The sequence below is a fragment of the Rhodococcus sp. NPDC019647 genome (assembly GCF_044389235.1).
Lineage (GTDB): Bacteria > Actinomycetota > Actinomycetes > Mycobacteriales > Mycobacteriaceae > Rhodococcus_F > Rhodococcus_F oxybenzonivorans.
This window is the reverse complement of sequence record NZ_JBIRXS010000052.1, coordinates 1-24,005: the sequence shown is the minus strand read 5'-3', so window position 1 is coordinate 24,005 and position 24,005 is coordinate 1. Positions and strand designations below refer to the sequence as shown.

Sequence of the window (24,005 nt, the reverse complement as noted above, 5' to 3'; positions counted from 1 at the left end):
CGAAGAAACGTTCCGAGGCGCCTGCCGAGAAGCGCCCAGGGCGCACCGCGGACCTGCCCCCTGGATTGGTCGTGTCACCGCGCCGAGAAGCCGCCGTCGACCGTGACGACCGATCCGGTGACGCGCCGTGATTCGTCGGACGCGAGCCACCGGGCAGCCGCAGCAACATCCTCCGGATCGATGAGTGCATTGTTCGGCTGGGACTGCACGAACACGGACTCGTGCTCCTCCACTCGAATGCCGAGCGATCGAGCGATCTCGGCCAGCATCCGGCCTTCGAAGGCGGGACTGTCGCGGACCGATCCGGGGCACAGCGCATTCACGCGGACACCACTGGGCGCATAGTCCAAGGCGGCGGCCTTGGTCAGGCCGACCAATCCGTGTTTGGCGGCAACGTAACCGGCGAAGCGTCTGTACCCGACGATGCCCGCCGTGGAACTGATGTTGATGATGCTGCCGCTGCGCTGCGCCACCATGATCCGGCCCGTGGCGGCTATCGCCCGCCACGCCCCCGAGAGGTCGACGTCGATCATCAATTGCCATTCGTCCTCGTCGATCTCGTGGACGAGCGATCCCGACGGTGCCGCGATTCCCGCGTTGTTGACCAATACGTCGACGTGGCCGAAACGTTCGTGTGCCGCGTCGACGGCAGCATCGATCTCGCTGCGCACCCGCACGTCCACCGCGCGCGTCAGCACCGCAACTCCGTGTCCGCGGCACAGGTCGGCGGTGTACTCGAGCTGGCTCGTGGAGCCCAGTGGGTAGGGAACGCCCGGAATGTCCCCGCACACGTCGAGCAACATCACGTCCGCCCCGCCCGCAGCGAAGTCGATCGCACAGGCGCGTCCGATGCCCCGCGCGGCACCGGTGACGACGGCGGTCTTGCCTTCCAGAGAGGGGCTCATCGCGGTTCGGTGACCGAGAGGCGGGACGCGACGAGTCGTAGGAGGGCATGCGGATGGTCGGTGAGGTACATGTGACCACCGTCGAGTTCCACGACCGTGCTCTCGCCGGTGGTGACCTCTTTCCACTGCGCTGCCTGTTCGGCGCTGACGAGATGATCCTCGCGTCCACGAAGCGCGGTGACCGGGATGTCCAGCAGCGGATGCGGCGGCGGCCGGTAGTTCTCGTGCATCTCGACGTCGGCGCGGAGGACCGGAAGGAGAAGTTCCCGCAGTTCGGGATTCTCCAACGCCGGGTGCGAGTAACCGGCGAGTTCGTTTACCTGCGCGAGGAAACCCTCGTCATCCAGGAGCGACGCACGTATCTCCCGGACCGTCGCCGGACCGGGCGACCCGCTCACGAACAGATGGGTGAGCGGCACACCGCCTTGACCGGCGAGTCGATGGGCAAGCTCATAGGCAAGGACCGCGCCCAGGCTGTGACCGAAGATCGCGACCCGCTCCGCACCTTGCCCGATCGGCAGCACCCGGGGCAGCAGGTCGTCGACGGCCTCCGCGACCTCGGTGAGAGGAGGGTCCACGAACCGCTCCTCGCGCCCGGGTAATTGCAGCGGCGCGACCTCCAGCCCTCGCGGAGCGAAACTCCGCCACCCTCGGAAGAACGACGCACCGGAACCGGCATACGGCAGGCATACGAGCACGGTCTCACTCATCGCGCGTCTCCGTTCGACGAAGCTCCTCGGGTCCGGCGGTTCCGGCGCTCCGCCGCGCGGATGCGGGCGAGCCGTCGAAGTGCCGGGCTCTTCCTTCAGCCTGCCCGGGTTCGCGCTCAGATAAACGGGCGACATTTCCCGGGTCGGCTCACACTGGCAATGTGGGGGCAATAGGGTGACGGAGGCCATAACACCGGAAGCCGTGCCCACACCGTTCCCCTGCCACACAATGACGGCGGGAACGATGGAAAGGAGATCGAGATGGCTCTGAAAGCCGCCCCCGAACCCGAGGTCGAATATCTGAGGACGGACCCCGATCTGCCACCTGTGGGAGTCGTGGACCGCACCCCGATTTCCCCGACGGCACGGATCGTCTTCATCGTCCTGGGCATTCTCGGCGGCATCGCGTGGGCGATGATTGCGTTCGTCCGCGGCGAGAACATCAGTGCCGTGTGGTTCGTGGTCGCTGCCGTCTGCACCTACCTCATCGCCTACCGTTTCTATGCGCGGCTGATCGAGAGCAGGATCGTCAAACCCCGTGACGACCTGGCGACACCGGCCGAGATTCTGGAGAACGGCAAGGATTACATGCCGACGGATCGGCGGGTGCTCTTCGGGCACCACTTCGCCGCCATCGCCGGTGCGGGACCACTCGTCGGCCCAGTACTCGCCGCGCAGATGGGCTACCTACCCGGCACCCTCTGGATCATCATCGGTGTCGTCTTCGCCGGTGCCGTGCAGGACTTCCTGGTCCTGTGGATTTCGACGAAACGGCGCGGGCGCAGCCTCGGGCAGATGGCACGGGACGAACTCGGACTGGTCGGTGGTGTCGCCGCCATGATCGGCGTGTTCGTCATCATGATCATTCTCATCGCCGTCCTGGCCCTGGTGGTCGTCAACGCGCTCGCCGAAAGCCCCTGGGGTGTCTTCTCCATCGCGATGACGATCCCGATCGCCCTCTTCATGGGCGTCTACCTGCGATACCTCCGACCGGGCAAGGTGGCGGAGGTATCTCTCATCGGCGTGGTCCTCCTGCTCGCCGCCATCGTCGCCGGCGGCTGGGTTGCCGACACCGCCTGGGGCGCCGACTGGTTCACACTGTCCAAAGTCACAATCGCGTGGCTGATGATCGCCTACGGATTCGCGGCGTCGGTCCTGCCCGTGTGGCTTCTACTCGCACCGCGCGACTACCTGTCGACGTTCATGAAGATCGGCACGATCGTTCTTCTGGCAGTCGGAATCCTCGTCGCCCGGCCCACCATCAAGATGCCGGACGTCACCACCTTCGCGATCCAGGGAAACGGCCCCGCGTTCGCCGGATCGCTCTTCCCGTTCCTGTTCATCACGATCGCGTGCGGCGCGTTGTCCGGCTTCCATGCGCTCATCGCGTCCGGCACCACCCCCAAGTTGCTGGAGAAGGAAAAGCAGACCCGCCTCATCGGCTACGGCGGCATGCTCACCGAGTCGTTCGTCGCCATCATGGCGCTCGTCACCGCCTGCATCATCGACCAACACCTGTACTTCGCCCTCAACGCCCCGTCCACCCTGACCGGTGGAACTCCGGAGACCGCAGCCGATTACGTGAACGGGCTCGGACTGACCAGTCCCGACATGTCCCCCGGCACCCTGTCGGAAGCCGCCGAGAACGTCGGTGAGGAATCGATCATCTCGCGCACCGGCGGTGCACCCACACTCGCCTTCGGAATGTCGGAGGTGCTGAGCCAATTCCTCGGGGGTACTGCGCTCAAATCGTTCTGGTACCACTTCGCGATCATGTTCGAAGCGTTGTTCATTCTCACCACGGTGGACGCCGGTACTCGTGTCGCCCGCTTCATGCTCTCCGATTCCCTCGGCAACTTCGGGGGACCGGCCCGCAAGTTCAAGGATCCGTCGTGGCGCGTCGGCGCCTGGGTGTGCTCGCTGGCTGTCGTCGGACTCTGGGGTGCCATCCTGCTCATGGGAGTCACCGACCCGCTCGGCGGCATCAACACACTCTTCCCGCTGTTCGGAATCGCCAACCAGCTCCTCGCTGCCATCGCCCTGACCGTGGTCCTCGCCGTCGTCATGAAGAAGGGCCTCTTCAAGTGGGCGTGGATTCCCGGGGTGCCGCTCGTCTGGGACCTGATCGTCACGATGACGGCGTCGTGGCAGAAGATCTTCTCGGGCAACACCTCCATCGGCTACTGGTCCCAGCACGCCGCTTTCAAGGACGCCAAGGAAGCCGGGAAGACGAGCTTCGGTTCGGCGAAGACACCGGACGCCATCGACGCGGTCATCCGCAACACCTTCATCCAGGGAACACTGTCGATCGTCTTCGCCGGACTGGTCCTGGTCGTGGTGGCTGCCGGACTGCTCGTGTGCATCAAAGCGTTCCGGGCCGGCGGTCTACCCACCACCGAGTCGCCCGAGCAGCAGTCCAAGATCTTCGCACCCGCCGGTTTCGTGCCCACCACCGCCGAGAAGGGGCTCGAGAAGGAATGGAACGACCTGATCGCCGAGGGCGTCGTGCGCGCGCCCGGTGCGGCCCACGCGGTCACCGGAAAGGCGCATCACCATGACGAATAGGGTTGTCGGAGCTCTCCGGACGGCCTGGTGGTGGACGGGCTCGTTGATGGGCGATCACGACTATTCCCGGTATGTCGACCACCTCCGCCGATGTCATCCCGGTGCAGCCGTTCCGAGCGAACGCGAGTACTGGCGCGCCCGGTACGCCGACGCCGACGCGAATCCGGGTGCCCGCTGCTGCTGACCGCACACGGCGGCGCTGTCAGTACGATCGGCTGGACGGACAGTCGGCACACGCGGTCAGTGCCGTCACCGGTCCGCCCTCGCGGACCGGGGCGATACGGCGGATATGTCTGTGAGACGAGGGAGGACCAACTGTGGCGGAGCAGGAAGCCCCGGCAGCGCCCGGGCAGGAGATCACCAAACCCGATCGCGGGCATCTCATCGGGCTCGGCGGTATGTGGTTGGCCAAGTGGTCGCTCGTTCTCGTTGCGATCGCGCTGGGAGCGTTGCTGTTCGGGTGGATCATCGAGAAGCTCTGGGTGATCGTCCTCCCAGTGCTCCTCGCGATCGTCGTGTGCACCGTGCTGTGGCCGCCGACGCGGGCAATGAGCAAACGAGGCATTCCACCGGCGGCCGCCGCCGCGACCACACTCGTCCTGTTCATCGCGGTGCTCGCGGGCATCATCGCCGGCATCGTGCCCTCGGTGGTCAGCCAGGCTCCTGAGCTGGCCAACAAGGCCACCGAGGGCATCAACCAGGTGCAGGACTGGTTGCAGGGTCCGCCGATCAACCTCAAGGACGACCAGATCGACGAGGGTATCCACACCATCATCGCGAAGGTCCAGGAAAGTGGAACGGTCATCGCGTCCGGCGTCTTCACCGGCGTCAGCACCGCGAGCTCACTGCTCCTCACCCTCGGCCTGGTGCTGGTTCTGTCGTTCTTCTTCATCAAGGACGGACCGCGCTTCATCCCCTGGCTCCACTCGGTGAGCGGCGGCCGGGCCGGCCGACACCTCGAAGTCGTGCTCGGCCGGATGTGGGACACCCTCGGCGGATTCATCCGAACGCAGGCGCTGGTGAGCCTCATCGACGCGGTGTTCATCGGCGCCGGACTACTCATCCTCGGGGTGCCCCTCGCACCGGTCCTCGCGATCCTGACCTTCATCGGTGGCTTCATCCCGATCGTCGGTGCCTTCGTCGCCGGGGCCCTCGCCGTCCTCGTCGCCTTGGTGGCCAACGGGCTCACCACCGCAGTGATCGTGCTGATCATCATCCTGGTGGTCCAGCAGATCGAGGGCAACGTGCTCCAACCGGTTCTGCAGAGCAAGAGCATGAAACTGCACGCGGTCGTGGTGCTGCTCGCCGTCACCGCGGGCGGGTCGGTATTCGGCATCGTCGGCGCCTTCCTCGCGGTGCCTACCGCCGCCGTGGCCGCCGTCGTGGTGCGCTACATCGGCGAACAGATCGACGAGAAGAGTGCCGAGGCCAACATCCCCGACGACGTCGCCGCCGACGAGGACATCGACGATGCCGAGCGGGAGGGCGTGACGATCGACGAGGCTGCCGTGGCTCCGAAAGGTATCGCTCCCAAAGCGATCACACCGCAGGCCGAGTGATCGGCGCTCAGCCCGCGATCACCTCGAGCGTCGAGCCGGTGCGTCCACGAATCACGTGAAGGCGACTGGGGATTCGCTGACGCATCTCGTCGACATGGCTGACGATACCGACCACGCGACCACCGTCCCGTAGTTCGTCGAGCACGCCCATCACCGAGTCGAGCGTGTCGGCGTCGAGGGTGCCGAACCCTTCGTCGATGAACATGGTGTCGAGGACGACGCCGCCGGACTCCGCCGCGACCACGTCGGCGAGACCGAGGGCCAGCGACAGCGAGGCAAGAAACGACTCGCCGCCGGACAGCGTCTTCGCCGACCGCACGACGCCGGTGTAGTCGTCGCGGATATCGAGTCCGAGGCCACCACGACGCCCACGCGGGCCGGCCTCGTCGGTGTGGACGAACGAGTAGCGGCCAGCGGACATCCGGCTCAACCGGGCGGACGCCGACACCGCGACCTCCTCGAGCCGGGCAGCGAGCACATAGGAGCGCAGCGACATCTTGCGTGAGTTCTGACCACGACCGGCGATCACCTCGGCGAGCGCGGCCAGTTCCTCGTGTTCCGCCTGCATCGGGGCGATAGCCGCGGCAGCTCTCTCGAGCTGGCCGACGAAACGCTCGAGGTCGAGTAGTCGTCGTTCGGCCTCCGACGCCACCGCCACCGCGACGTCGACCGCCTCCGTTGCGGCGTCGTGTGCTTGCTGGACGGACACCAGATCGACCGGCGCTGCATCTGCGACCGCGGCGATCTCCGGTTCGTCGAGTATTCGGCGGGCACCCACCTCGGCATCACGGGCAGCGGTGAGTCGGGCGTCGATTTCGTCCTGTCGGGCAACGGGACGCACCGCCGCCACCGCGTCGCTCGTTCGGTCGAATCCTGCTTCGCGAGCGAGTAATTCGGCCTTCGCGGCCAGTTCCTGAGCTGAAGACTCGGCGGCTGCTCCCTCGTCCCGGGCGTCGAGCAGTTCGGACGCGGCGTCCGCCAGCACCGCGATGCGGGCGCGGCGGGCCGCGGGACTCTCGTCCTCGCCTGCGGCCTCACGCACCCGCGCCCGGATCTCCTCGAGCTGCGCGGCACCCGAGGTGATTTTCTCGGCGACGGTGGCAGCCTCGACCGCAAGGTCGTGCGAACGAGTGTGCAGTTGCGTCTCACGGTCGCGGAGCTCACCGAGATGGCGGGCCCGCGACGCGGCCTGCTCGCCGAGGTCGCTCGCGTGGCGGAGTGCCGCCTGCGCGGAGGCGAGTTCGGCCCCGAGGTGGTCGGCGTCGCCGTCCCCGCAACGCTGGACCAGAACGTCGATTGTGCGGTCTGCCGTTGCCAGAGCCTCCGCCGCGGTGTTCACCTTCGCGGCGGCCTTCTGTTCCGCTGCGAGGGCCGCATCCTCATCTGCCTTGGTGACCGACAGTTCGGACTCCGCCGCGGGGTCGGGGTGCTCCACCGAACCGCACACCTGGCACGGTTGACCGTCCTCGAGCGTGCCCGCGAGTTCGGCGGCCATCCCCAGAATCCGGCGCTGCAGGAGCGTCAGCCAGTGTTCGCGGGCATCCTGGTGCGTTCGCCGGGCGTCGAGCACGGCGCGCTCGAGTGCGTCGCGGCGGTCACGGCACTGCCGAAGCTCTGCGGCGGCCGCGGCGGCGTCGGCCGAGCGAGCACGAACATCCTCGAGCCCCGGTAACGACACACGAGCCTTCTCGGCCTCGTCGAGCGCTCGCTCCGCGACCCGAATGGCGCCGGGCAGCTCCTCGCGTTCGCGGGCAAGCTCCGCGCGGGTGTCGGCCAGCCCGACTTCCCGGGCGCGCAGCCGGCCGAGTTCGACTTCGAGCCGGTCCCCCACTTCCGCCTCTGCGAGCACACCGTCGAGGCGGACGACATCGTCGCGCCACGACCGGATGCAGGATCGAAGATGTTCACGCTCTTCACTGTTCGGCGGCCACGACAATTGCTCGACCACCTCGGCGCCACCTGCCGTCGAACACAGCCGGTCTGCGATGGCGGCAACCCGCCGCGCCGCGGTCGCCGCCTTGTCGCGGGCAGCGTCCGCTTCGCGGACGACGACGGCAACCGGCTCCGCCCGCCGCGCTGCGGCGACCTCGGCGGCGAGAACCGCCCGTTCCGAAGCTCCGGCCTCGTAGGCGGCGAGTTCGGCCTCTGCCCGGGTACGCCGGTTCTGGAGTTCGAGGACTCGGCGGGCCTGCGCCAAAGCATCTCGCGTCAGGGCCGCGTCCGACTTGGCCTTCTCGAGCTCATCGACGGCAACATCGCGGGTGGCGCGCGCCTCTTCCTCCAGTTTGTGCGCCCAGGTGACAGGATCGGCGTCCGCACCGCCCTCGATACCGGCTGCCGTGGCGACCTTGGCGATCAGCACGTCGATGGAACGCTGATGCTCGTCCAGGTCATGAGCGCTCGCTCGCCGCCGGTTCAGGAACCACTCCTCCACCGTCCCGAACCGCGTGGTGTCGAACAACCGCTCGAGGAGCTGTCCGCGTTCTTCGTTGTCGGCACGTAGGAATCGGGCGAACTCACCCTGCGGGAGGAGCACCACCTGGAAGAACTGGTCGGCGCTCATCCCCATCAATCGGCCGATCTCCTCGGCGATGTCGGGGATTCGGGACAGGTGTTCTCCTCGCCCGTCCAGCCAGGTGAGAGTCGCTTTGGCGTTCTCCTTGATCGTTCCCGAACCGCGACGTTTCGGGCGTTCGAATTCGGGACTGCGGACCAGCCGGAGGCGGCGACCGGAAATGGTCACCTCGAGTGTCACCGTCGGCACGGAACCGGCCGGCGCATGGTCGGAGAGGAGCCGCTTCCCGTCCTTGCGCGCACCGGGAACGGTGCCGTACAGCGCGAAGGCCACCGCGTCGAGCACCGTGGTCTTGCCCGCACCGGTTTGCCCGTGCAACAGAAAGAGGCCGTCGGCGCCGAGTCGGTCGAAATCGACCTCGACCGAATTCGCGAACGGTCCGAACGCCTCGACTTCGAGTCGATGCAGTCTCATGCCGACTGTTCCAGCACCACGACTCCGGCCGTGTCTTCCCCGGCACGGTCGGCATGACCGAGCGCGGCCTCCACGAGGCGGACCTCGCGCGGGGACGGCTCGCTGCGTACATCGGTCAGGAAGCTGCGGGTGATCTGTACGTCGCTGCGCCCGTGTACCTTCTCGCGATACCGCAGATCCTCGGTGCCTGCCGGTCGCTGCCATTCCAGGTGGACGGCGAACGGAAATCGGGTCTGCAGAGAGCGCATGGCGTCGACGGGGCGCTGCGGATCGGTGAGGACCGCCGACACGTAGCACTCCTCCGCGTCCTGGAAATGCTCGTCTTCGAGTAACTCTGCCAAGGTGCCGGTGAGCTGTCGTAGCCCTCGGACCACGGGCAGATCCACCCGCTCGACACGGCGGAGCCCATCCGCGGCAAGGTCGACCAGGAAGACAGCCTTGCGGTGGGTGCGTTCACCGAAGGAGTACGGCAGCGGCGACCCCGAGTACCGGATGTGCTCGGCCAGCGTCTGCGGTGAGTGCAGGTGACCCAGCGCGACGTAGTCGACGTCGCCGAACGCCGACGCCGACACGGTCTCGACCCCACCGACCGAGATGGACCGCTCCGACCCTGTGGCCTCGGCCCCCACCACGAAGGCATGAGCCAGCACGACCGACCTCGTACCCGGTGCGTCGGCGACCCTGGCGTCGAGGTCGGCGCGCACACGATCCATGGCCGCATCGAGGATGTCCGCGTGCGATCGGGCAGCGGGGACGCCGAGCTGAGTGCGGGTGATCTCCGGTTCCAGGTAGGGAATCCCGTAGAACGCGACGGGACCGTGCTCGTCGTCCAGCACGACGGGGGAGGTGATGCCGGCCACCGTGGTCATCAAGTGCAGACCGCCCGCCCGGGAGAAGGCGGCGCCCGCGCCCAGCCTCGCGGCGGAGTCGTGGTTGCCGGACGTGGCAATGATGACGGCACCGGCGTCGCGGATCGCCTCGAAACCGCGGTTGCACACCGTGACGGCGTCCGCACTGGGAATCGAGCGGTCGTACACGTCCCCGGGAACCACCACGACGTCCACCGAATACTCGCGGACCAGTGCGGCGATCGAGTCGAGCACCCGGGACTGATCGGCGAGCAGATCCACTCCGTGGAACGTGCGTCCGATGTGCCAGTCCGACGTGTGCAGGATCCTCATGTCTCGGACGGTAGAGCACGGTGCCGACAAATCCCGAACACCCCCGCCGTGTGGCGGGCAACCGATCGGCGCTGCCCGGACAGAGGGCGACGTCGTGGCTCCAATTCGTGAGGAACGGCACAATTACCGTGCAAGTCCGGTCTCCGACCGGTCACGCCAACGGCGATAGTCGACATGTTGCCGCTACTGTCGTTGTGTGTCTGCAACCCAACGTGCTCGCTCCGGGGTGCCGCTCGATCGGCAGTCGATTGTCGGGTCGGTTCCCGGTCTCCCCTGGTGGGGTGTCATTCTTCTGGCCGTCGGAGTCACCTGTCTCGGGTTCGTGGCCGATGCGGCCGGCGGGAGCGAACTCACCGCGGCGTTCTCGACGTTCTATTTCCTCGGCTGCGTCCTCGCGGTGGTGGCTGCCGGCAACGGCGCCCTCTTCACCGCCATCGTGCAACCGCCGCTGATCCTGTTCGTCGGCGTACCGCTGGGCCAGAGCCTGATCGCGGAAGAGAACAGCACAGCCCTGCGAGACCTCGCCATCAATGTCGCGTACCCGCTGGTGAACCGGTTCCCGATCATGCTGGCCGCCACGGTCGTCGTCCTGGTGATCGGCGGGCTGCGGCTCTTCCTCCTCCAGCAGCGTCGAACCGGGCCCGCCCGTACGTCGGAACGCCGCCGCACGCCTCGTTCGGTACGCGAGGGCACGCGCACACGTCGAACCGCACCGGACGCCGACGAGTCGGCCACGAGGTTGCGGCCGAGGCGTTCCGCCCGGGAGCACCCTCGCTCCTCGGCGCGGCGGGCCGACAGCCCGCCTCCGCGTCGGTCGGCGTCTTCGGGACGCCCCACTCCCCCGCCGCCGGTATCCGACAGGATCTCGCAGGCACCCCGCTCTACCCAGGTACCGCGCAGCGCACAGCCGTCCCGGTCCACCGAAGCCCCGCGATCGGCACAGACACCGCGATCGACCCCGCAGCGGCCGACGGCCCGCTACCGTTCCACCGACGTGCCTGCCCACCCGATCCCTCAGGTGCGCTACCGGGACCGCTACGAACCACCGTTCGAGACGGAGCAGCCCCGCTGATTCTGGGCGGTCGGCACGGTGTCAGTGCTCCTCGGCGGTCGGCACAGTGTCAGTGCCGGGCGGCGCGAAGCTCCCGGGGAAGCGCGAAGACGAGTGTCTCGTTGGCAGTCGTGACCGGCTGGACGTCGTGGAACCCGTGTTCGGCCAGTAGGTCGATCACACCGCGCACGAGAATTTCCGGCACCGAGGCGCCTGAAGTGATGCCGACCGTGCGAACACCGTCGAGCCACGCCGGATCCACCTCACGGGCGAAGTCGACGAGGTACGACGCTTTCGCGCCGGCTCCGAGAGCCACCTCGACGAGGCGCACCGAGTTGGACGAGTTGCGGGAGCCCACCACGATCACCAGATCGCACTCGGGGGCCATCGCCTTCACCGCCACCTGACGGTTCTGGGTGGCGTAGCAGATGTCGTCGCTGGGCGGATCCTGCAGGTGGGGGAACTTCTCCCGCAGCCGCGCCACGGTCTGCATGGTCTCGTCGACGCTCAGCGTGGTCTGCGACAGCCAGATGACCTTCGACTCGTCGCGGACCGAGACGGCATCCACCGACTCGGGTCCGTCGACCAGTTGCACATGGTCGGGGGCCTCGCCGGCAGTGCCTTCCACTTCCTCGTGGCCCTCGTGGCCGATGAGGAGAATGTCGTAGTCGTCGCGGGCAAATCGTTTCGCTTCCTGGTGCACCTTGGTGACCAGTGGACACGTCGCATCGATGGTGCGGAGATTGCGGGCTGCGGCCGACTCGTGCACGGCCGGCGACACACCGTGCGCAGAGAATACGAGCAACGCACCCTCGGGCACCTCGTCGGTTTCGTCGACGAAGATCACGCCGCGCTCGGTGAGCGTTTCCACCACGTGGCGGTTGTGCACAATTTCTTTGCGGACGTAGATCGGGGCGCCGTGCTTCTCCAGCGCCTTCTCGACCGTCTCGACAGCGCGGTCGACGCCGGCGCAGTACCCGCGGGGTTCGGCGAGCAGCACTCGCTTCTCACCGCTCGCATGCACTCCCGAATCTGCCGAACGTGTGATACCCACATTGAGTGGAACAGCCGAAGACATGGTTCCAGCGTACGGGTCACACCCCGGCTAGGACACTTTCGCCGGGCCTCGGGAGGGGTACTGTGCGCGTCATCGAGTCGAGTCGTCCACGCTGTGGGCACGTCGGCTACCCAAACGTGCCGATGTCAGGCAGGCTGTGAGCATGATTCGTCCCCCGTTCGTGGCGCGCGTCGCCGCTGGAATCGCCGTGACGGCCGTCGAAGAAGCCAGGAGGCTGCCCACGACGGCGGTCACTCTGCCGATGACTGCGGTCAGCCAGGTGCTGCAGACCACGATGCGTGTCCAGCAGACCATGACGGCGCTGGCCATCAAGGGTGACCAGGCTTTTGCCCTCATCCACTGGTCGAACGACGAAGAGCAGCCGTCCTGGGCGGTGTTCGACGAGGACACCGACGGAGAACCAGACATCGAGGACGCGCCGGACGATCGTCCCGCCGGGCCCGGCCGCTTCGCGCTGTACTCCCTCAGCCCTCAGGGTGACGACCTCGCAGAGAAGTCCACCGCCCCCACCGGCCCGAAGGCTCCGAGTACCAACGGTGTGGCGAAGACCACGACCCCGAAGCCCGCCTCCGCAGTCGCCGAACCCGAGATCGCCGCCTACCTCGACTATTCGTCGCTGACCCTTGCCCAGTTGCGGGCCCGCCTGCGCTCGCTGTCCGTCGAGGACCTGACAGCGCTGCTGGACTACGAAACGGCGACCCTTGCCAGGGCGCCCTTCCTGACCATGCTGACCAATCGCATCACCACCGCCAAGGCCAAGTGACTTCCGCCCAGTCCCGCGCAGCCAGTACAGCACCGAGTACCGCCGACAAACCGTGGCCGGTTCGCACCGTCTCGGCCAAGGTCGCACAATGGATCGACCGGCTGGGGAGTGTGTGGGTCGAGGGTCAGATCACTCAGATCAATGCCCGTCCCGGTACCCGGACGGCGTTTCTCGTGCTGCGCGATCCGTCCGTCGACATGTCCCTCTCCGTGACGTGCTCACCTCAGCTGCTGCAGAACTCCCCTGTCCCCCTCACCGAGGGCAGTCGGGTGGTGATGTTCGGGAAGTTGTCGTTCTACACCGGCCGCGGATCGGTGTCGCTGCGAGTGACCGAGATCCGCGCGGTCGGAATCGGCGAACTCCTCGCCCGAATCGAGAGGCTGCGCGCGCTTCTGGCTGCGGAGGGCCTGTTCGACCCCCGGCTCAAGCGCCCGCTGCCCTTCCTTCCCGGGACCGTCGGCCTGATCACCGGCCGAGCAAGTGCCGCCGAGCACGATGTCCTCAGCGTGGCGCAGCGCCGCTGGCCGGCCGTCCGGTTCGAGATTCGTAACACCCCGGTGCAGGGCGTCACCGCAGTGCCGCAGATTCTCGACGCGTTGAAGGAACTCGACGCCGATCCGCACGTGGATGTGATCATTCTGGCCCGCGGCGGCGGAAGCGTAGAGGACCTGCTGCCGTTCTCCGACGAGACCCTCTGCCGGGCGATCGTCGCGTGCACCACCCCGATCGTCAGTGCCATCGGACACGAGCCCGACAGCCCGCTCAGCGATCACGTCGCCGATCTGCGCGCCGCTACCCCCACGGACGCCGCCAAACGGGTGGTCCCGGACGCTGTCGCCGAGCAAGCGCTGGTCAGCGAGCTGCGCTCACGCAGTGCGGCGGCGCTGCGGAACTGGGTACAGCGCGAATCCCACCTGATCTCCCAGCTGCGGAGCCGGCCGGTGCTCGCCGATCCGGTGCGCGCTCTCGACGAGCGGGGCGACGAGGTCGAGCGACTGCGCGAGGCGGGCCGCCGCGACATCACCAGGGCAATCGCCGCCGAGAGCACCACGATCGAGCACCTGCGGGCACGGTTGACCACCCTCGGACCCGCGGCCACGCTCGCCCGCGGCTATTCCGTCGTTCAGCGGATCGTGCCCGACGGCGATCCCGAGGTACTGCGTTCGGTCGACGACGCCCCGCCGGGCACCCAGATTCGCGTTCGAGTCGCCGACGGCGCAATCCGTGCCGCGGTGATGGGAAAGGACAAGTAGGACATGAGCAACACCGGGAACGACACCGACATCGCGGAGCTCGGTTACGAGGCGGCACGTGACGAACTCGTCGACGTGGTCAAGGTGCTCGAACAAGGCGGCCTCGACCTCGACGCGTCACTCGCCCTGTGGGAGCGCGGGGAGGCTCTCGCAAAGCGGTGCGAGGAGCACCTCGCAGGAGCTCGCAAACGCGTCGAGACCGCGCTCGCGCACGCCGACGACGAGAGCTGACGAATCGGCTGCGATCAAGCCGGGAGGATCGGGGCTTCGGCCGCGGCCGCGGTGAGCTGCTCGAACGCCTCTTCGGAGGTGCTGCCCGTCACGAGGAGCCGGACGTCGCCGAAGTCGGAGACCCAGATCGGTTCGACTCCCTCACCGCCGTACACGATCCACGTGTGACCTGCGATGTCTTCTGTCCCGGTCGCCCTCCGCGGACCACCGGCCACGAAGGGCACCAGCACGGTTTCGAGCGCGTTGCTCTGCGTCAGCTGGATGTACCGCCCGGCCGGCGTGATGAAACCGACGGTGCTGGAGTCGCCGCCGCCGTCACCACTGACGATGCTGCGGCTCCCCGAGTTGGGTGTCCAGCCCTCGGGCGTCTCCGGCTGCCGAACCGGGAACGGAAGGTCGTTCGCGTCGTACTTCAGCGCAGCGTCGATGTCGAAGCTGGGAATCGGCCCGGTCGTGGGACCGCCGGGGCTGAACGTGCACTGGCTGGCGATACCGGCGATCAGCACGCAGAACAGGACAAGGGGTACGAGCGACCACACCATGTCGCGGTTGTTGTGCAGGATGCGCGGTTTATCGGATGCCACGCACACCAGTATCCAGGGTCGGCCCCCGAACGACGATTCTCGGTCCCCGATATGTCGCCCCAGCAACGCACGTCACACAACTTTCTGGGAGAATCAGCCCTGAGATTCACTCGACAGTCGGCGGCCGACAGGCCGACCGGCACAGCGTCGACGTACAACGTCGACCGGAACTGCATCAGGAGGCACTGCCCATGACGGCCAGCACCACATCGAGACGCCGCGAGGCCCCGGACCGAAACCTTGCGCTCGAATTGGTCCGAGTCACCGAGGCTGGTGCAATGGCTGCCGGTCGCTGGGTCGGCCGTGGCGACAAGGAGGGTGGCGACGGAGCCGCCGTCGACGCCATGCGTCAGCTCGTGCACAGCGTCTCCATGCGCGGCGTCGTCGTCATCGGCGAGGGCGAAAAGGACGAGGCGCCGATGCTGTTCAACGGCGAAGAGGTCGGCAACGGCGACGGCCCCGACTGCGACTTCGCGGTCGACCCCGTCGACGGCACCACGCTGATGTCCAAGGGCATGCCCAACGCCATCTCCGTCCTCGCTGTCGCAGAGCGCGGCGCCATGTTCGACCCGTCGGCCGTGTTCTACATGGAGAAGATCGCGGTCGGCCCCGACGCCGCCGACGTCATCGACATCACCGCGCCGGTGGCCGAGAACATCAAGAGGGTCGCGAAGGTTCGCAAGGCTTCGGTCTCGGACATCACCGTGTGCATCCTCGACCGTCCCCGGCACGCCGAACTCATCCACGAGGTCCGTCAGACCGGCGCCCGGATCCGCCTGATCTCGGACGGTGACGTGGCAGGCGCCATCGCCGCGGCCCGGCCCGAGTCCGGCACCGACATCCTCCTCGGCACCGGCGGTACCCCGGAGGGCATCATCGCCGCCGCGGCCATGCGCTGTATGGGTGGTTCGCTGCAGGGCAGGCTCTCTCCCACCGACGACGCCGAGCGCCAGAAGGCCATCGACGCCGGTCACGACCTCGACCGCGTGCTGACCACCGAAGACCTGGTGTCCGGCGAGAACGTCTTCTTCTGCGCCACCGGTGTCACCGACGGCGACCTGCTGCGTGGTGTCCGCTACTACGGTGGCGGCGCGTCCACCCAGTCCATCGTGATGCGATCCAAGTCGGGAACGGTCCGCATGATCGACGCGTACCACCGCCTCGAGAAGCTTCGTGAGTACTCGTCCGTCGACTTCGACGGTGAGGACGGGGCGGTTCCGCCGTCCTTCTGAGCGCCTTCGCCGCCCGTGCGCCTTTCTGGTAGCTCCTGCAACCACAACGGCGCACGGGCGCGCAGCGTCCGGAAGTGGCAATGTTTGACCCATGACGGAGAGCAACGAGCAGCAGTACCGGATCGAACACGACACCATGGGTGAGGTGCGGGTCCCCGTGGACGCGCTGTGGCGCGCGCAGACGCAGCGCGCCGTCGAGAACTTCCCGATCAGTGGTCGAGGTCTCGAACGCACCCAGATCCGCGCCATGGGCCTCCTGAAGGCGGCGTGCGCGCAGGTCAACAAGGACCTGGGGCTCCTCGATCCCGAGAAGGCCGACGCGATCATCGCAGCGGCAGGTGAGATCGCCGAAGGCAAGCACGACGACCAGTTCCCCATCGACGTCTTCCAGACGGGCTCCGGAACCAGCTCCAACATGAACGCCAACGAGGTGATCGCCTCGATCGCCGCCGCAGCGGGTGTCGTCGTCCACCCCAATGACGACGTCAACATGTCGCAGTCGTCGAACGACACCTTCCCCACCGCCACTCATGTGGCCGCGACCGAGGCGGCGGTGAAGAACCTGATCCCGGCCCTCGACCACCTCCGGTTGGCCCTTCTCGACAAGTCCACCGAGTGGAAGACGGTCGTGAAGTCGGGACGCACCCATCTCATGGATGCGGTCCCGGTGACGCTGGGTCAGGAGTTCGGCGGCTACGCCCGGCAGATGGAAGCCGGCATGGAACGCATCGTGGCGTGTCTCCCACGGCTCGGCGAACTGCCCATCGGCGGCACCGCGGTCGGCACCGGCCTGAACGCCCCGGACGGTTTCGGACCCAAAGTGGTGGCCGAACTGGTCAAGGCGACGGGCATCGACGCGCTCACGCCGGCGAAGAACAGTTTCGAGGCGCAGGCGGCGCGAGACGGTCTCGTCGAGGCGTCCGGGGCGATGCGCACCATTGCTGTATCCCTCACCAAGATCGCCAACGACATCCGCTGGATGGGTTCGGGTCCGCTCACCGGTTTGGGCGAGATTCGGCTTCCCGACCTGCAGCCCGGAAGTTCGATCATGCCCGGCAAGGTCAATCCGGTTCTCCCGGAGGCCGCCACCCAGGTGGCTGCCCAGGTAGTCGGCAACGATGCCGCCGTCGCCTGGGGTGGGGCTGCGGGCGCATTCGAGTTGAACGTCTACATTCCGATGATGGCCCGGAACGTTCTCGAATCGTTCACCCTTCTCGCCAACGTCACGCGGCTGTTCGCCGACCGGTGTGTCGCGGGCCTGGTAGCCAATACCGCTCACCTCAGGACCCTCGCCGAGTCTTCGCCGTCCATCGTCACGCCCCTGAACTCGGCGATCGGATACGAGGAGGCGGCCGCCGTTGCCAAGCAGGCCTTGAAGGAGAAGAAGACGATCCGGGAGACCGTCGTCGACCGCGGTTTGATCGGTGACAAACTCAGCGAGGAGGAGCTGGACAAGCGTCTCGACGTGCTCGCCATGGCGAAGGTCAAGGACTGACCTCCAGCCAGACATGACGATGGCCCGCACTCCTCGGAGTGCGGGCCACCTTCGTTACCGTTCCCTACAGCAGTGCGGACAGTTCCTCGCGGGCCTTCTCGCCCTCGGTCCCGAGGTCGGAGCGGCCGGCGATGTTCCACGCCGCGAGAAGCGGTGCGAACACCTTCTCGCGCTGGTGTGCGGGATCGTAGATGCCGGCTTCGGCGAGCACCGCAGTGCTGTTCTTCCCGCCGGGCAACTCCACGCTCGGCACGTCGAATGCGTCGATCCGCGACGCGATGGCGCGCACCATCTGTTCGGGCGCCACTGCGAACGCGGCTTCGACGACGTTGCGGTAGAACACCGACTGCAGTTCGTCGTCGGCGGCCAGCCGAGTTTCGATCGACGCCACCAGCGGGTCCTCGGCGAGGGCGGCGGTGTTCTGGTGCCGGACGGCCGCGGCCTTCTCTTCGAGTGCCGAGTTGGCGAGCATCTCGAGCAGGTGCATCGGCGGCATGGCGTATCCACGCACCATCTCGTCCATCCGAGCGCGCTCGAGTGCGACAGGATCGACAGCGCGGGTCACCATCAGATAGTTCCGGAGCACGATGGAGTGCCGGTTCTCCTCTGCGGTCCAGCGGCCGACCCAACGCCACCACGGGCCCACCATGGCCAGGTGCTTGGCGATCTCCCGGTGGTATGCGGGCACGTTGTCGGCGACGAGAACGCCCACGGTGAGTGCAAGTGCCTCCACCTCGCTCAGGGTGGACTGATCGGCCGACCAGTCCGTGCCACCCATGAATGCGAAGTTCTTACCCTGGTCCCACGGGACCAGGTCGTGCGGCAGCCAGCCGTCGGCGTCGGCGGTGTGACGAGCGAGATTCTCCTCGACCACAGGAGCCAGTTCGGTGAGAAGGTGCTTGTCCGTGAATTCAGTCGGCATTCGCATACCGTAGCGTCCGCGTGCTCGCGCAGGAATCTCGAGCACGCGGTCACCGGCTCGCCCAGCCCGGACCCGAGCCCGGATCGGCGGAAAAGCGCCAGGTCACCGAGCTTCGTGGTTACGCTGAGAGTTCCCGATTTTCGCCGGCCCGAGCAGAGGACCTCCAATGCGCAGACGTGGGAACTCGATGACACTGTTCTTCGCTGTCCTGTTGGCCGGGTCGCTCGTCACGGGGTGCACCGACAATGAGCCGTCCACCGACACCGCCAGTTCTCCCGCGTCGACAACCGCCCCGGACAAGCCGGCCAATCCCGCAACCGTCTCCGGCGTCGACATACCCGACGGCCGAGTCGACGACGCGGTCGGACGCCTGGACGACCTGGTGAAGAATCTCATGGACAGCACACACGTGCCCGGAATGGCGGTCGCGGTGGTGCACGGCGGGCGAACCGTCTATGCGAAGGGATTCGGCGTACGCGAAGAGGGCACCGACGAGATGGTGGACGCCGACACCGTCTTCCAACTGGCATCGCTGTCGAAGTCGGTGGGGTCCACGGTGGTCGCGCACGAGGTGGGGACCGGCGTGGTCGGCTGGGACACGACCGTGGTCTCGAAGCTTCCGGGTTTTGCGCTCGCGGACCCTTGGGTCACCGAGCATGTCACGGTCGGCGATCTGTACTCGCACCGCTCTGGTTTGCCGGATCACGCCGGTGACGGACTCGAGGATCTCGGCAACAACCAGCAGCAGGTACTCGACAAGCTTCGGCTCGAGCCGCTCAATCCGTTCCGTATCACGTATGAATACACCAACTTCGGGGTCACCGCGGCCGCCGAAGCGGTGGCCGCGGCATCCGGAACGGATTGGGCGACGCTGTCCGAACGGGCGATCTACCAACCACTCGGGATGGACTCGACAAGTTCCCGGTTCGCCGACTTCCAGGCGCGGAGTAACCGTGCCATCGGCCATCAGCTCGTCGACGGCAAGTACGTCGCCGACGCCGTCCGCGACCCCGACGCTCAGTCACCGGCCGGTGGCGTCAGCTCGTCCGTCAACGACATGAGCAAGTGGCTCACCATGCTTCTGGGCGACGGCATGTTCGAGGGCAAGGAAATCGTCGATTCGAAAGCCCTGCTCCCCGCGGTCAGTCCGCAGATCGTATCGAGTCCCCCGAGCTCCCTCGACGCGCGTCCAGGGTTCTACGGATACGGGTTCAACGTGTCGACCACTTCTGCCGGCCGGGTCTCCCTCAGCCACTCGGGTGCCTTCCAACTCGGGGCCGCCACCAACTTCGTGGCGATCCCGTCGGCCGACGTCGCGATCGTCGCCCTGACCAACGGCTCGCCCACCGGAATTCCCGAAACCCTGACCGCAGAATTCGCCGATCTCGTCCAGTACGGCGAGATCCGCGAAGAGTGGAGGGATCTGTATTACCAAGCCATTTCCCCGATGCTCGACCCAGAGGGCAGCCTCGTCGGCAAGGACGCGCCCACCAACCCCGCTCCCGCGCAGCCACTTCCCACGTATACGGGAACGTACAACAATGCCTACTGGGGTCCGGCCGTCGTCAGCGAGAAAGACGGTCAACTCATCCTGCAACTCGGACCCGCGGGGCAGACCTTCCCACTCGAGCATTGGGACGGAAGCATTTTCACGTTCAGGCCCAGCGGCGAGAACGCCCCGCCCGGCACAGTGTCGGAGGCAAGGTTCGCGGGTAACAGTCTGATTCTGGAGTACTACAACACAGATGGTCAGGGAACGTTCGTTCGCTGAACTCACTTCGAGCAGGATGTACCATGGAACCCACTTCACAGTCTATCGATACGGTTTCACCGTCCGACACCGCCAATATTCGCGTGGTTCGCGAATTCCTCGACGCCCTCGTTGCCGGCGACCCGGATACCGCCCGCCAATATCTGCACCCGGACATCGTGTGGCACAACGTGTCTCTGCCCAAGATTCGCGGGATAGAGTCGGTGATGCGGATTCTCCGGGGGATGAGCAGGCCCGGTGTCGGGTTCGATGTCCGGTTGCATCACATCGCCGACGAAGGAACAGCAGTGCTCACCGAACGCACCGACATCCTCATCTGGAATCGGTTGCGCACCGAATTCTGGGTGTGCGGCACCTTCGAGATCGAGGACGGCAAAATCCTCGTCTGGCGCGACTACTTCAGCAACCGGGCATTCCTGTGGGGCACGCTGAAGGGACTGGTTCGAATGTTCTGATCCGGCCCGAAGCGTCCGCCCAATGTCCCATTCGGTCCAGTTCTTCTGTTCCGATGCGACATTGGGCGGACCTCGAGCTTTATCCAGGAGCTACGGCGCTTTAGCCAGGAGCTACGGCGTGGGCCCGAATTCCTCCAGCATCTCCGTCACGAGTGCTGCGATCGGCGAACGCTCACTGCGAGTCAGCGTGATGTGGGCGAACAACGGGTGGCCCTTCAGCTTCTCGATCACCGCCGCGACACCGTCATGGCGCCCGACCCGCAGGTTGTCGCGTTGAGCCACATCGTGCGTCAGAACCACGCGCGATCCTGTTCCCAGCCGGGACAGCACCGTGAGCAGAACGTTACGCTCGAGGGACTGCGCCTCGTCGACGATCACGAACGAATCGTGCAGTGACCGTCCCCGAATATGGGTGAGGGGAAGAACTTCCAGCATCCCGCGACTGATGACCTCTTCCATCACCTCGGGGCTCGCCAGGCCGTCGAGGGTGTCGAACACGGCCTGGGCCCACGGGCCCATCTTCTCACTCTCGCTGCCCGGCAGGTACCCGAGTTCCTGACCGCCCACCGCGTACAACGGCCGGAAGACCACGACCTTCCGCTGAGTCCGACGCTCGAGCACTGCTTCGAGTCCCGCGGTCAACGCCAGCGCCGACTTGCCGGTTCCGGCCTTGCCGCCCAGCGACACGATGCCCACGCTGTCGTCCATGAGAAGGTCGAGGGCAATGCGCTGCTCGGCCGAGCGTCCGTGCAGGCCGAACGCTTCCCGTTCGCCTCGCACCAACTGCACCCGCTTGTCGGCGTTCACCCTGCCGAGGGCGCTCGACGAACCACCCAGAAGCCGAATTCCCGTGTGACACGGCAGCTCCCGCGCCTCCTCCAGGTCGACGACACCCTCGGAGAAGAGTTCGTCGATCGACGACGACGCCACGTCGAGCTCCGCCATACCCGTCCAGCCGGAGGGGACGACGTCGTGAGCGTGGTACTCGTCAGCGGGTAAACCCACCGCCCCTGCCTTGACACGGAGCGGGATGTCCTTGCTGACCAGAACGACGTCGCTGCCCTCCGCTTCAAAATTCAGGGCGCAGGCGAGGATGCGGGAATCGTTACTGTCCGTGCGGAATCCGACCGGAAGCACTGACGGGTCGGTGTGGTTGAGCTCGACCTGCAGGGTGCCACCCTCCGTGCCGATCGGCACGGGCTGGTCGAGACGACCGTATTCCAGGCGAAGGTCGTCGAGCATGCGCAGCGATTCGCGTGCGAACCATCCCAGCTCATGGTGGTGCCGTTTCCCCTCGAGTTCACTGATGACGACGAGAGGAAGCACGACACGGTGCTCGCCGAACCTGGCGACGGCCCAGGGGTCGGACAGCAATACGGAGGTGTCCAATACGAACGTACGAACTCCCGAAGCCGAGTTCTTGCCGGAGGCTGCGGACGTACGTCCTGATCGGGCTGAGACGGAGCGTGATGCAGTCACGTGAGGCTCCTAGGTCTGCGCGGCACCCACGCAAACTCGGTTCGCTGGACCGGTCCGTCCCTGGTGTGTCAAACCACACGAGGGCCGGGCGCCGGCCCCCTCGTACTGAATGTTCCAGTCACGATCAGGACCTCCCGTACAAGCAACTTCCCCGCTGCCTGTTACTTCCGACGGTACTGCCAAACACGCCGGACGGCCGTGCGAGCGGCGGGCGTGTCGGTGAACATCGGGTTACGCGGAGAAGGCGCCTGCGGCGCCTGTGCGCCTTTCTGGTTGCTCCAGCTACCAGAAAGGCGCACGGGCGGCGGAGCCGCCTAGATGAGGCGCCAGTCCTCGAGGCCCTCGTACAGCGGGAAGTCGGCGGCCAGCTTGGTCACGCGGTCGCGCAGTGACTCGACGTCGGACGAACCGGCCAGAGCCGTACCGATGATGTCGGCGACCTCGGTGAACTGCTCGTCACCGAACCCGCGGGACGCGAGCGCGGCGGTGCCGATGCGCAGCCCGGAGGTGACCATCGGCGGGCGGGGATCGAACGGCACTGCGTTGCGGTTGACGGTGATGCCCACCTCGTGGAGAAGGTCTTCCCCCTGCTGGCCGTCGAGCTGCGAATTGCGGAGGTCGACCAGCACGAGATGCACGTCGGTGCCGCCGGTGAGGACGCTGACCCCCTTGCCGGACACGTCGGAGGCGGTCAGGCGCTCGGCGAGGATCTTCGCGCCGGTCAGTGTGCGCTGCTGACGGTCCTTGAACTCGTCGGTGCCGGCGATCTTCAGCGACACGGCCTTGGCGGCGATGGCGTGCATGAGCGGTCCACCCTGTTGTCCGGGGAAGACGGCCGAGTTGATCTTCTTCGCCCATTCCTGCTTGGCGAGAATCAGGCCGGAGCGGGGACCACCGAGGGTCTTGTGGACGGTGCTCGACACGACGTCGGCGTAGGGGACGGGCGACGGGTGCAAGCCGGCGGCCACCAGGCCGGCGAAGTGCGCCATGTCGACCCACAGGTATGCGCCGACCTCGTCGGCGATGGACCGGAATGCCGCGAAGTCCTCGTGCCGCGGGTAGGCGGACCAGCCGGCGACGATCACCTTCGGCTGCGCGGCGACAGCGATCTTGCGGACCTCGTCCATGTCGATACGGTGGTCTTCCTTGCTGACCCCGTACGACTCGACCTCGTAGAGCTTGCCGGAAAAGTTCAGCTTCATGCCGTGCGTGAGGTGGCCGCCGTGCGCCAGGTCGAGGCCGAGGAGCTTCTCACCCGGGTTCATCAGCGCCATCAAGACGGCGGCGTTGGCCTGCGCGCCCGAGTGCGGCTGGACGTTCGCGAAGTCGGCGCCGAACAGTTCCTTGGCACGAGTGCGCGCGAGGTCCTCGATGACGTCGACGTGCTCACAGCCACCGTAGTAACGGCGACCCGGGTATCCCTCGGCATACTTGTTGGTCAGCACGCTGCCCTGAGCCTGCAGCACCGCGCGGGGAACGAAGTTCTCCGAGGCGATCATTTCCAGGGTGTCGCGCTGACGGGCGAGCTCACCAGCCATGGCCTGGGCGACTTCGGGGTCGAGTTCGGCGAGGGGGGCCGTGTTGACGTCGGTACCGGGCACAGCGGTCATCGAGGAATCTCCAAGCTGGATGCGGAAACGAATGCCCCCAGTCTACGAAGAACCCGTGCGTACTTGATAACCGCCCAGGGGCTGTTGCGAAATTGAGGGTCGGGGTGCCCGCGTGTCTACATGCTGTGACCTGCGGTTTCCTGGATAATGTGTTGGTGGCCAAGGGATATCG

20 protein-coding genes are annotated in these 24,005 nt (G+C 66.6%); 11 read left to right on the top strand and 9 right to left on the bottom strand.

The genetic code is table 11. The annotated features are described in order from the left end of the window. Positions 1 to 74: 74 nt before the first annotated feature. Together ACH49N_RS37910 and ACH49N_RS37905 are read right to left on the bottom strand one after the other, a co-directional pair. On the bottom strand, positions 75 to 905 hold the full coding sequence (locus ACH49N_RS37910; protein WP_358278365.1) for an SDR family oxidoreductase: 831 nt from the start codon (positions 903 to 905) through the stop codon (positions 75 to 77). Next, positions 902 to 1,615, bottom strand: a complete 714-nt coding sequence (locus tag ACH49N_RS37905) for a thioesterase II family protein (RefSeq protein ID WP_250776275.1) — start codon at positions 1,613 to 1,615, stop codon at positions 902 to 904. The genes ACH49N_RS37910 and ACH49N_RS37905 overlap by 4 nt, the downstream gene beginning before the upstream one ends. Positions 1,616 to 1,876: 261 nt before the next feature. Here ACH49N_RS37905 and ACH49N_RS37900 point away from each other — a divergent pair, with 261 nt between their 5' ends. The 3 genes from ACH49N_RS37900 to ACH49N_RS37890 all read left to right on the top strand — a co-directional run bounded on the left by ACH49N_RS37900 (position 1,877) and on the right by ACH49N_RS37890 (position 5,739). Beyond that, complete coding sequence (locus ACH49N_RS37900; protein ID WP_358278367.1) at positions 1,877 to 4,180, top strand: carbon starvation CstA family protein; 2,304 nt, start codon at positions 1,877 to 1,879, stop codon at positions 4,178 to 4,180. Continuing rightward, a complete protein-coding gene (locus ACH49N_RS37895) occupies positions 4,170 to 4,364 on the top strand; it encodes a YbdD/YjiX family protein (protein WP_159925256.1) in 195 nt (64 codons plus the stop codon). The genes ACH49N_RS37900 and ACH49N_RS37895 overlap by 11 nt, the downstream gene beginning before the upstream one ends. A gap of 133 nt (positions 4,365 to 4,497) precedes the next feature. Then, positions 4,498 to 5,739: an AI-2E family transporter gene (locus ACH49N_RS37890; RefSeq protein ID WP_159925254.1), complete on the top strand. Its 1,242-nt coding sequence runs from the start codon at positions 4,498 to 4,500 to the stop codon at positions 5,737 to 5,739. Between the two features lie 7 nt (positions 5,740 to 5,746). Here the strand turns inward: ACH49N_RS37890 and ACH49N_RS37885 are convergent, their stop codons facing one another. Then, complete coding sequence (locus ACH49N_RS37885; protein WP_358278369.1) at positions 5,747 to 8,728, bottom strand: SMC family ATPase; 2,982 nt, start codon at positions 8,726 to 8,728, stop codon at positions 5,747 to 5,749. Continuing rightward, on the bottom strand, positions 8,725 to 9,909 hold the full coding sequence (locus ACH49N_RS37880) for an exonuclease SbcCD subunit D (protein ID WP_358278371.1): 1,185 nt from the start codon (positions 9,907 to 9,909) through the stop codon (positions 8,725 to 8,727). Before ACH49N_RS37880 ends, ACH49N_RS37885 begins: the two co-directional genes overlap by 4 nt. A 196-nt stretch (positions 9,910 to 10,105) precedes the next feature. Here ACH49N_RS37880 and ACH49N_RS37875 point away from each other — a divergent pair, with 196 nt between their 5' ends. After that, a complete protein-coding gene (locus tag ACH49N_RS37875; RefSeq protein WP_358278373.1) occupies positions 10,106 to 10,981 on the top strand; it encodes a DUF6542 domain-containing protein in 876 nt (291 codons plus the stop codon). 49 nt (positions 10,982 to 11,030) lie between these two features. Here the strand turns inward: ACH49N_RS37875 and ACH49N_RS37870 are convergent, their stop codons facing one another. Continuing rightward, positions 11,031 to 12,038, bottom strand: a complete 1,008-nt coding sequence (locus tag ACH49N_RS37870) for a 4-hydroxy-3-methylbut-2-enyl diphosphate reductase (protein ID WP_109332216.1) — start codon at positions 12,036 to 12,038, stop codon at positions 11,031 to 11,033. Positions 12,039 to 12,180: 142 nt separating this feature from the next. Between ACH49N_RS37870 and ACH49N_RS37865 the strand changes: the two genes are divergently transcribed. From ACH49N_RS37865 to ACH49N_RS37855, 3 genes are read left to right on the top strand one after another with little or no spacing between them, the layout of a single operon-like run. Further along, complete coding sequence (locus ACH49N_RS37865; protein WP_358278375.1) at positions 12,181 to 12,801, top strand: lipid droplet-associated protein; 621 nt, start codon at positions 12,181 to 12,183, stop codon at positions 12,799 to 12,801. Then, positions 12,798 to 14,054: an exodeoxyribonuclease VII large subunit gene (gene xseA / locus ACH49N_RS37860; RefSeq protein ID WP_109332217.1), complete on the top strand. Its 1,257-nt coding sequence runs from the start codon at positions 12,798 to 12,800 to the stop codon at positions 14,052 to 14,054. Before ACH49N_RS37865 ends, xseA begins: the two co-directional genes overlap by 4 nt. A gap of 3 nt (positions 14,055 to 14,057) precedes the next feature. After that, complete coding sequence (locus tag ACH49N_RS37855; protein WP_250776291.1) at positions 14,058 to 14,285, top strand: exodeoxyribonuclease VII small subunit; 228 nt, start codon at positions 14,058 to 14,060, stop codon at positions 14,283 to 14,285. Positions 14,286 to 14,299: 14 nt separating this feature from the next. Here the strand turns inward: ACH49N_RS37855 and ACH49N_RS37850 are convergent, their stop codons facing one another. After that, a complete protein-coding gene (locus tag ACH49N_RS37850; RefSeq protein WP_358278378.1) occupies positions 14,300 to 14,869 on the bottom strand; it encodes a DUF4245 domain-containing protein in 570 nt (189 codons plus the stop codon). Positions 14,870 to 15,060: 191 nt separating this feature from the next. Here ACH49N_RS37850 and glpX point away from each other — a divergent pair, with 191 nt between their 5' ends. Further along, positions 15,061 to 16,101 carry a class II fructose-bisphosphatase gene (gene glpX / locus ACH49N_RS37845; protein ID WP_159925240.1) on the top strand — a complete coding sequence of 347 codons (1,041 nt, stop codon included), beginning with the start codon at positions 15,061 to 15,063 and terminating at the stop codon, positions 16,099 to 16,101. Between the two features lie 91 nt (positions 16,102 to 16,192). Then, positions 16,193 to 17,596: a class II fumarate hydratase gene (locus tag ACH49N_RS37840; protein WP_358278380.1), complete on the top strand. Its 1,404-nt coding sequence runs from the start codon at positions 16,193 to 16,195 to the stop codon at positions 17,594 to 17,596. A 64-nt stretch (positions 17,597 to 17,660) separates the two neighbouring features. On the opposite strand, the gene ACH49N_RS37835 is transcribed toward ACH49N_RS37840, so the two are convergent. Further along, positions 17,661 to 18,518, bottom strand: coding sequence for an acyl-ACP desaturase (locus ACH49N_RS37835; RefSeq protein ID WP_358278382.1), 858 nt, complete (start codon positions 18,516 to 18,518; stop codon positions 17,661 to 17,663). Between the two features lie 166 nt (positions 18,519 to 18,684). Between ACH49N_RS37835 and ACH49N_RS37830 the strand changes: the two genes are divergently transcribed. Together ACH49N_RS37830 and ACH49N_RS37825 are read left to right on the top strand one after the other, a co-directional pair. Beyond that, entirely contained in the window at positions 18,685 to 20,289 is a 1,605-nt protein-coding gene (locus tag ACH49N_RS37830) for a serine hydrolase (protein ID WP_358278384.1), read from the top strand. Positions 20,290 to 20,312: 23 nt separating this feature from the next. Further along, positions 20,313 to 20,744, top strand: a complete 432-nt coding sequence (locus ACH49N_RS37825) for a limonene-1,2-epoxide hydrolase family protein (RefSeq protein ID WP_250776299.1) — start codon at positions 20,313 to 20,315, stop codon at positions 20,742 to 20,744. 111 nt (positions 20,745 to 20,855) lie between these two features. On the opposite strand, the gene ACH49N_RS37820 is transcribed toward ACH49N_RS37825, so the two are convergent. Both ACH49N_RS37820 and glyA read right to left on the bottom strand, forming a co-directional pair. After that, complete coding sequence (locus ACH49N_RS37820; RefSeq protein WP_109332225.1) at positions 20,856 to 22,223, bottom strand: PhoH family protein; 1,368 nt, start codon at positions 22,221 to 22,223, stop codon at positions 20,856 to 20,858. A gap of 314 nt (positions 22,224 to 22,537) precedes the next feature. Beyond that, complete coding sequence (glyA, locus tag ACH49N_RS37815; RefSeq protein ID WP_159925230.1) at positions 22,538 to 23,833, bottom strand: serine hydroxymethyltransferase; 1,296 nt, start codon at positions 23,831 to 23,833, stop codon at positions 22,538 to 22,540. Positions 23,834 to 24,005 lie beyond the last annotated feature (172 nt).

Bases quoted from the DNA above. Each gene is read 5' to 3' on its own strand.
- ACH49N_RS37910 (WP_358278365.1), bottom strand. From the start codon at position 905: ATGAGCCCCTCTCTGGAAGGCAAGACCGCCGTCGTCACCGGTGCCGCG.
- ACH49N_RS37905 (WP_250776275.1), bottom strand. From the start codon at position 1,615: ATGAGTGAGACCGTGCTCGTATGCCTGCCGTATGCCGGTTCCGGTGCG.
- ACH49N_RS37900 (WP_358278367.1), top strand. From the start codon at position 1,877: ATGGCTCTGAAAGCCGCCCCCGAACCCGAGGTCGAATATCTGAGGACG.
- ACH49N_RS37895 (WP_159925256.1), top strand. From the start codon at position 4,170: ATGACGAATAGGGTTGTCGGAGCTCTCCGGACGGCCTGGTGGTGGACG.
- ACH49N_RS37885 (WP_358278369.1), bottom strand. From the start codon at position 8,728: ATGAGACTGCATCGACTCGAAGTCGAGGCGTTCGGACCGTTCGCGAAT.
- ACH49N_RS37880 (WP_358278371.1), bottom strand. From the start codon at position 9,909: ATGAGGATCCTGCACACGTCGGACTGGCACATCGGACGCACGTTCCAC.
- ACH49N_RS37870 (WP_109332216.1), bottom strand. From the start codon at position 12,038: ATGTCTTCGGCTGTTCCACTCAATGTGGGTATCACACGTTCGGCAGAT.
- ACH49N_RS37865 (WP_358278375.1), top strand. From the start codon at position 12,181: ATGATTCGTCCCCCGTTCGTGGCGCGCGTCGCCGCTGGAATCGCCGTG.
- ACH49N_RS37855 (WP_250776291.1), top strand. From the start codon at position 14,058: ATGAGCAACACCGGGAACGACACCGACATCGCGGAGCTCGGTTACGAG.
- glpX (WP_159925240.1), top strand. From the start codon at position 15,061: ATGACGGCCAGCACCACATCGAGACGCCGCGAGGCCCCGGACCGAAAC.
- ACH49N_RS37840 (WP_358278380.1), top strand. From the start codon at position 16,193: ATGACGGAGAGCAACGAGCAGCAGTACCGGATCGAACACGACACCATG.
- ACH49N_RS37835 (WP_358278382.1), bottom strand. From the start codon at position 18,518: ATGCCGACTGAATTCACGGACAAGCACCTTCTCACCGAACTGGCTCCT.
- ACH49N_RS37830 (WP_358278384.1), top strand. From the start codon at position 18,685: ATGCGCAGACGTGGGAACTCGATGACACTGTTCTTCGCTGTCCTGTTG.
- ACH49N_RS37825 (WP_250776299.1), top strand. From the start codon at position 20,313: ATGGAACCCACTTCACAGTCTATCGATACGGTTTCACCGTCCGACACC.
- glyA (WP_159925230.1), bottom strand. From the start codon at position 23,833: ATGACCGCTGTGCCCGGTACCGACGTCAACACGGCCCCCCTCGCCGAA.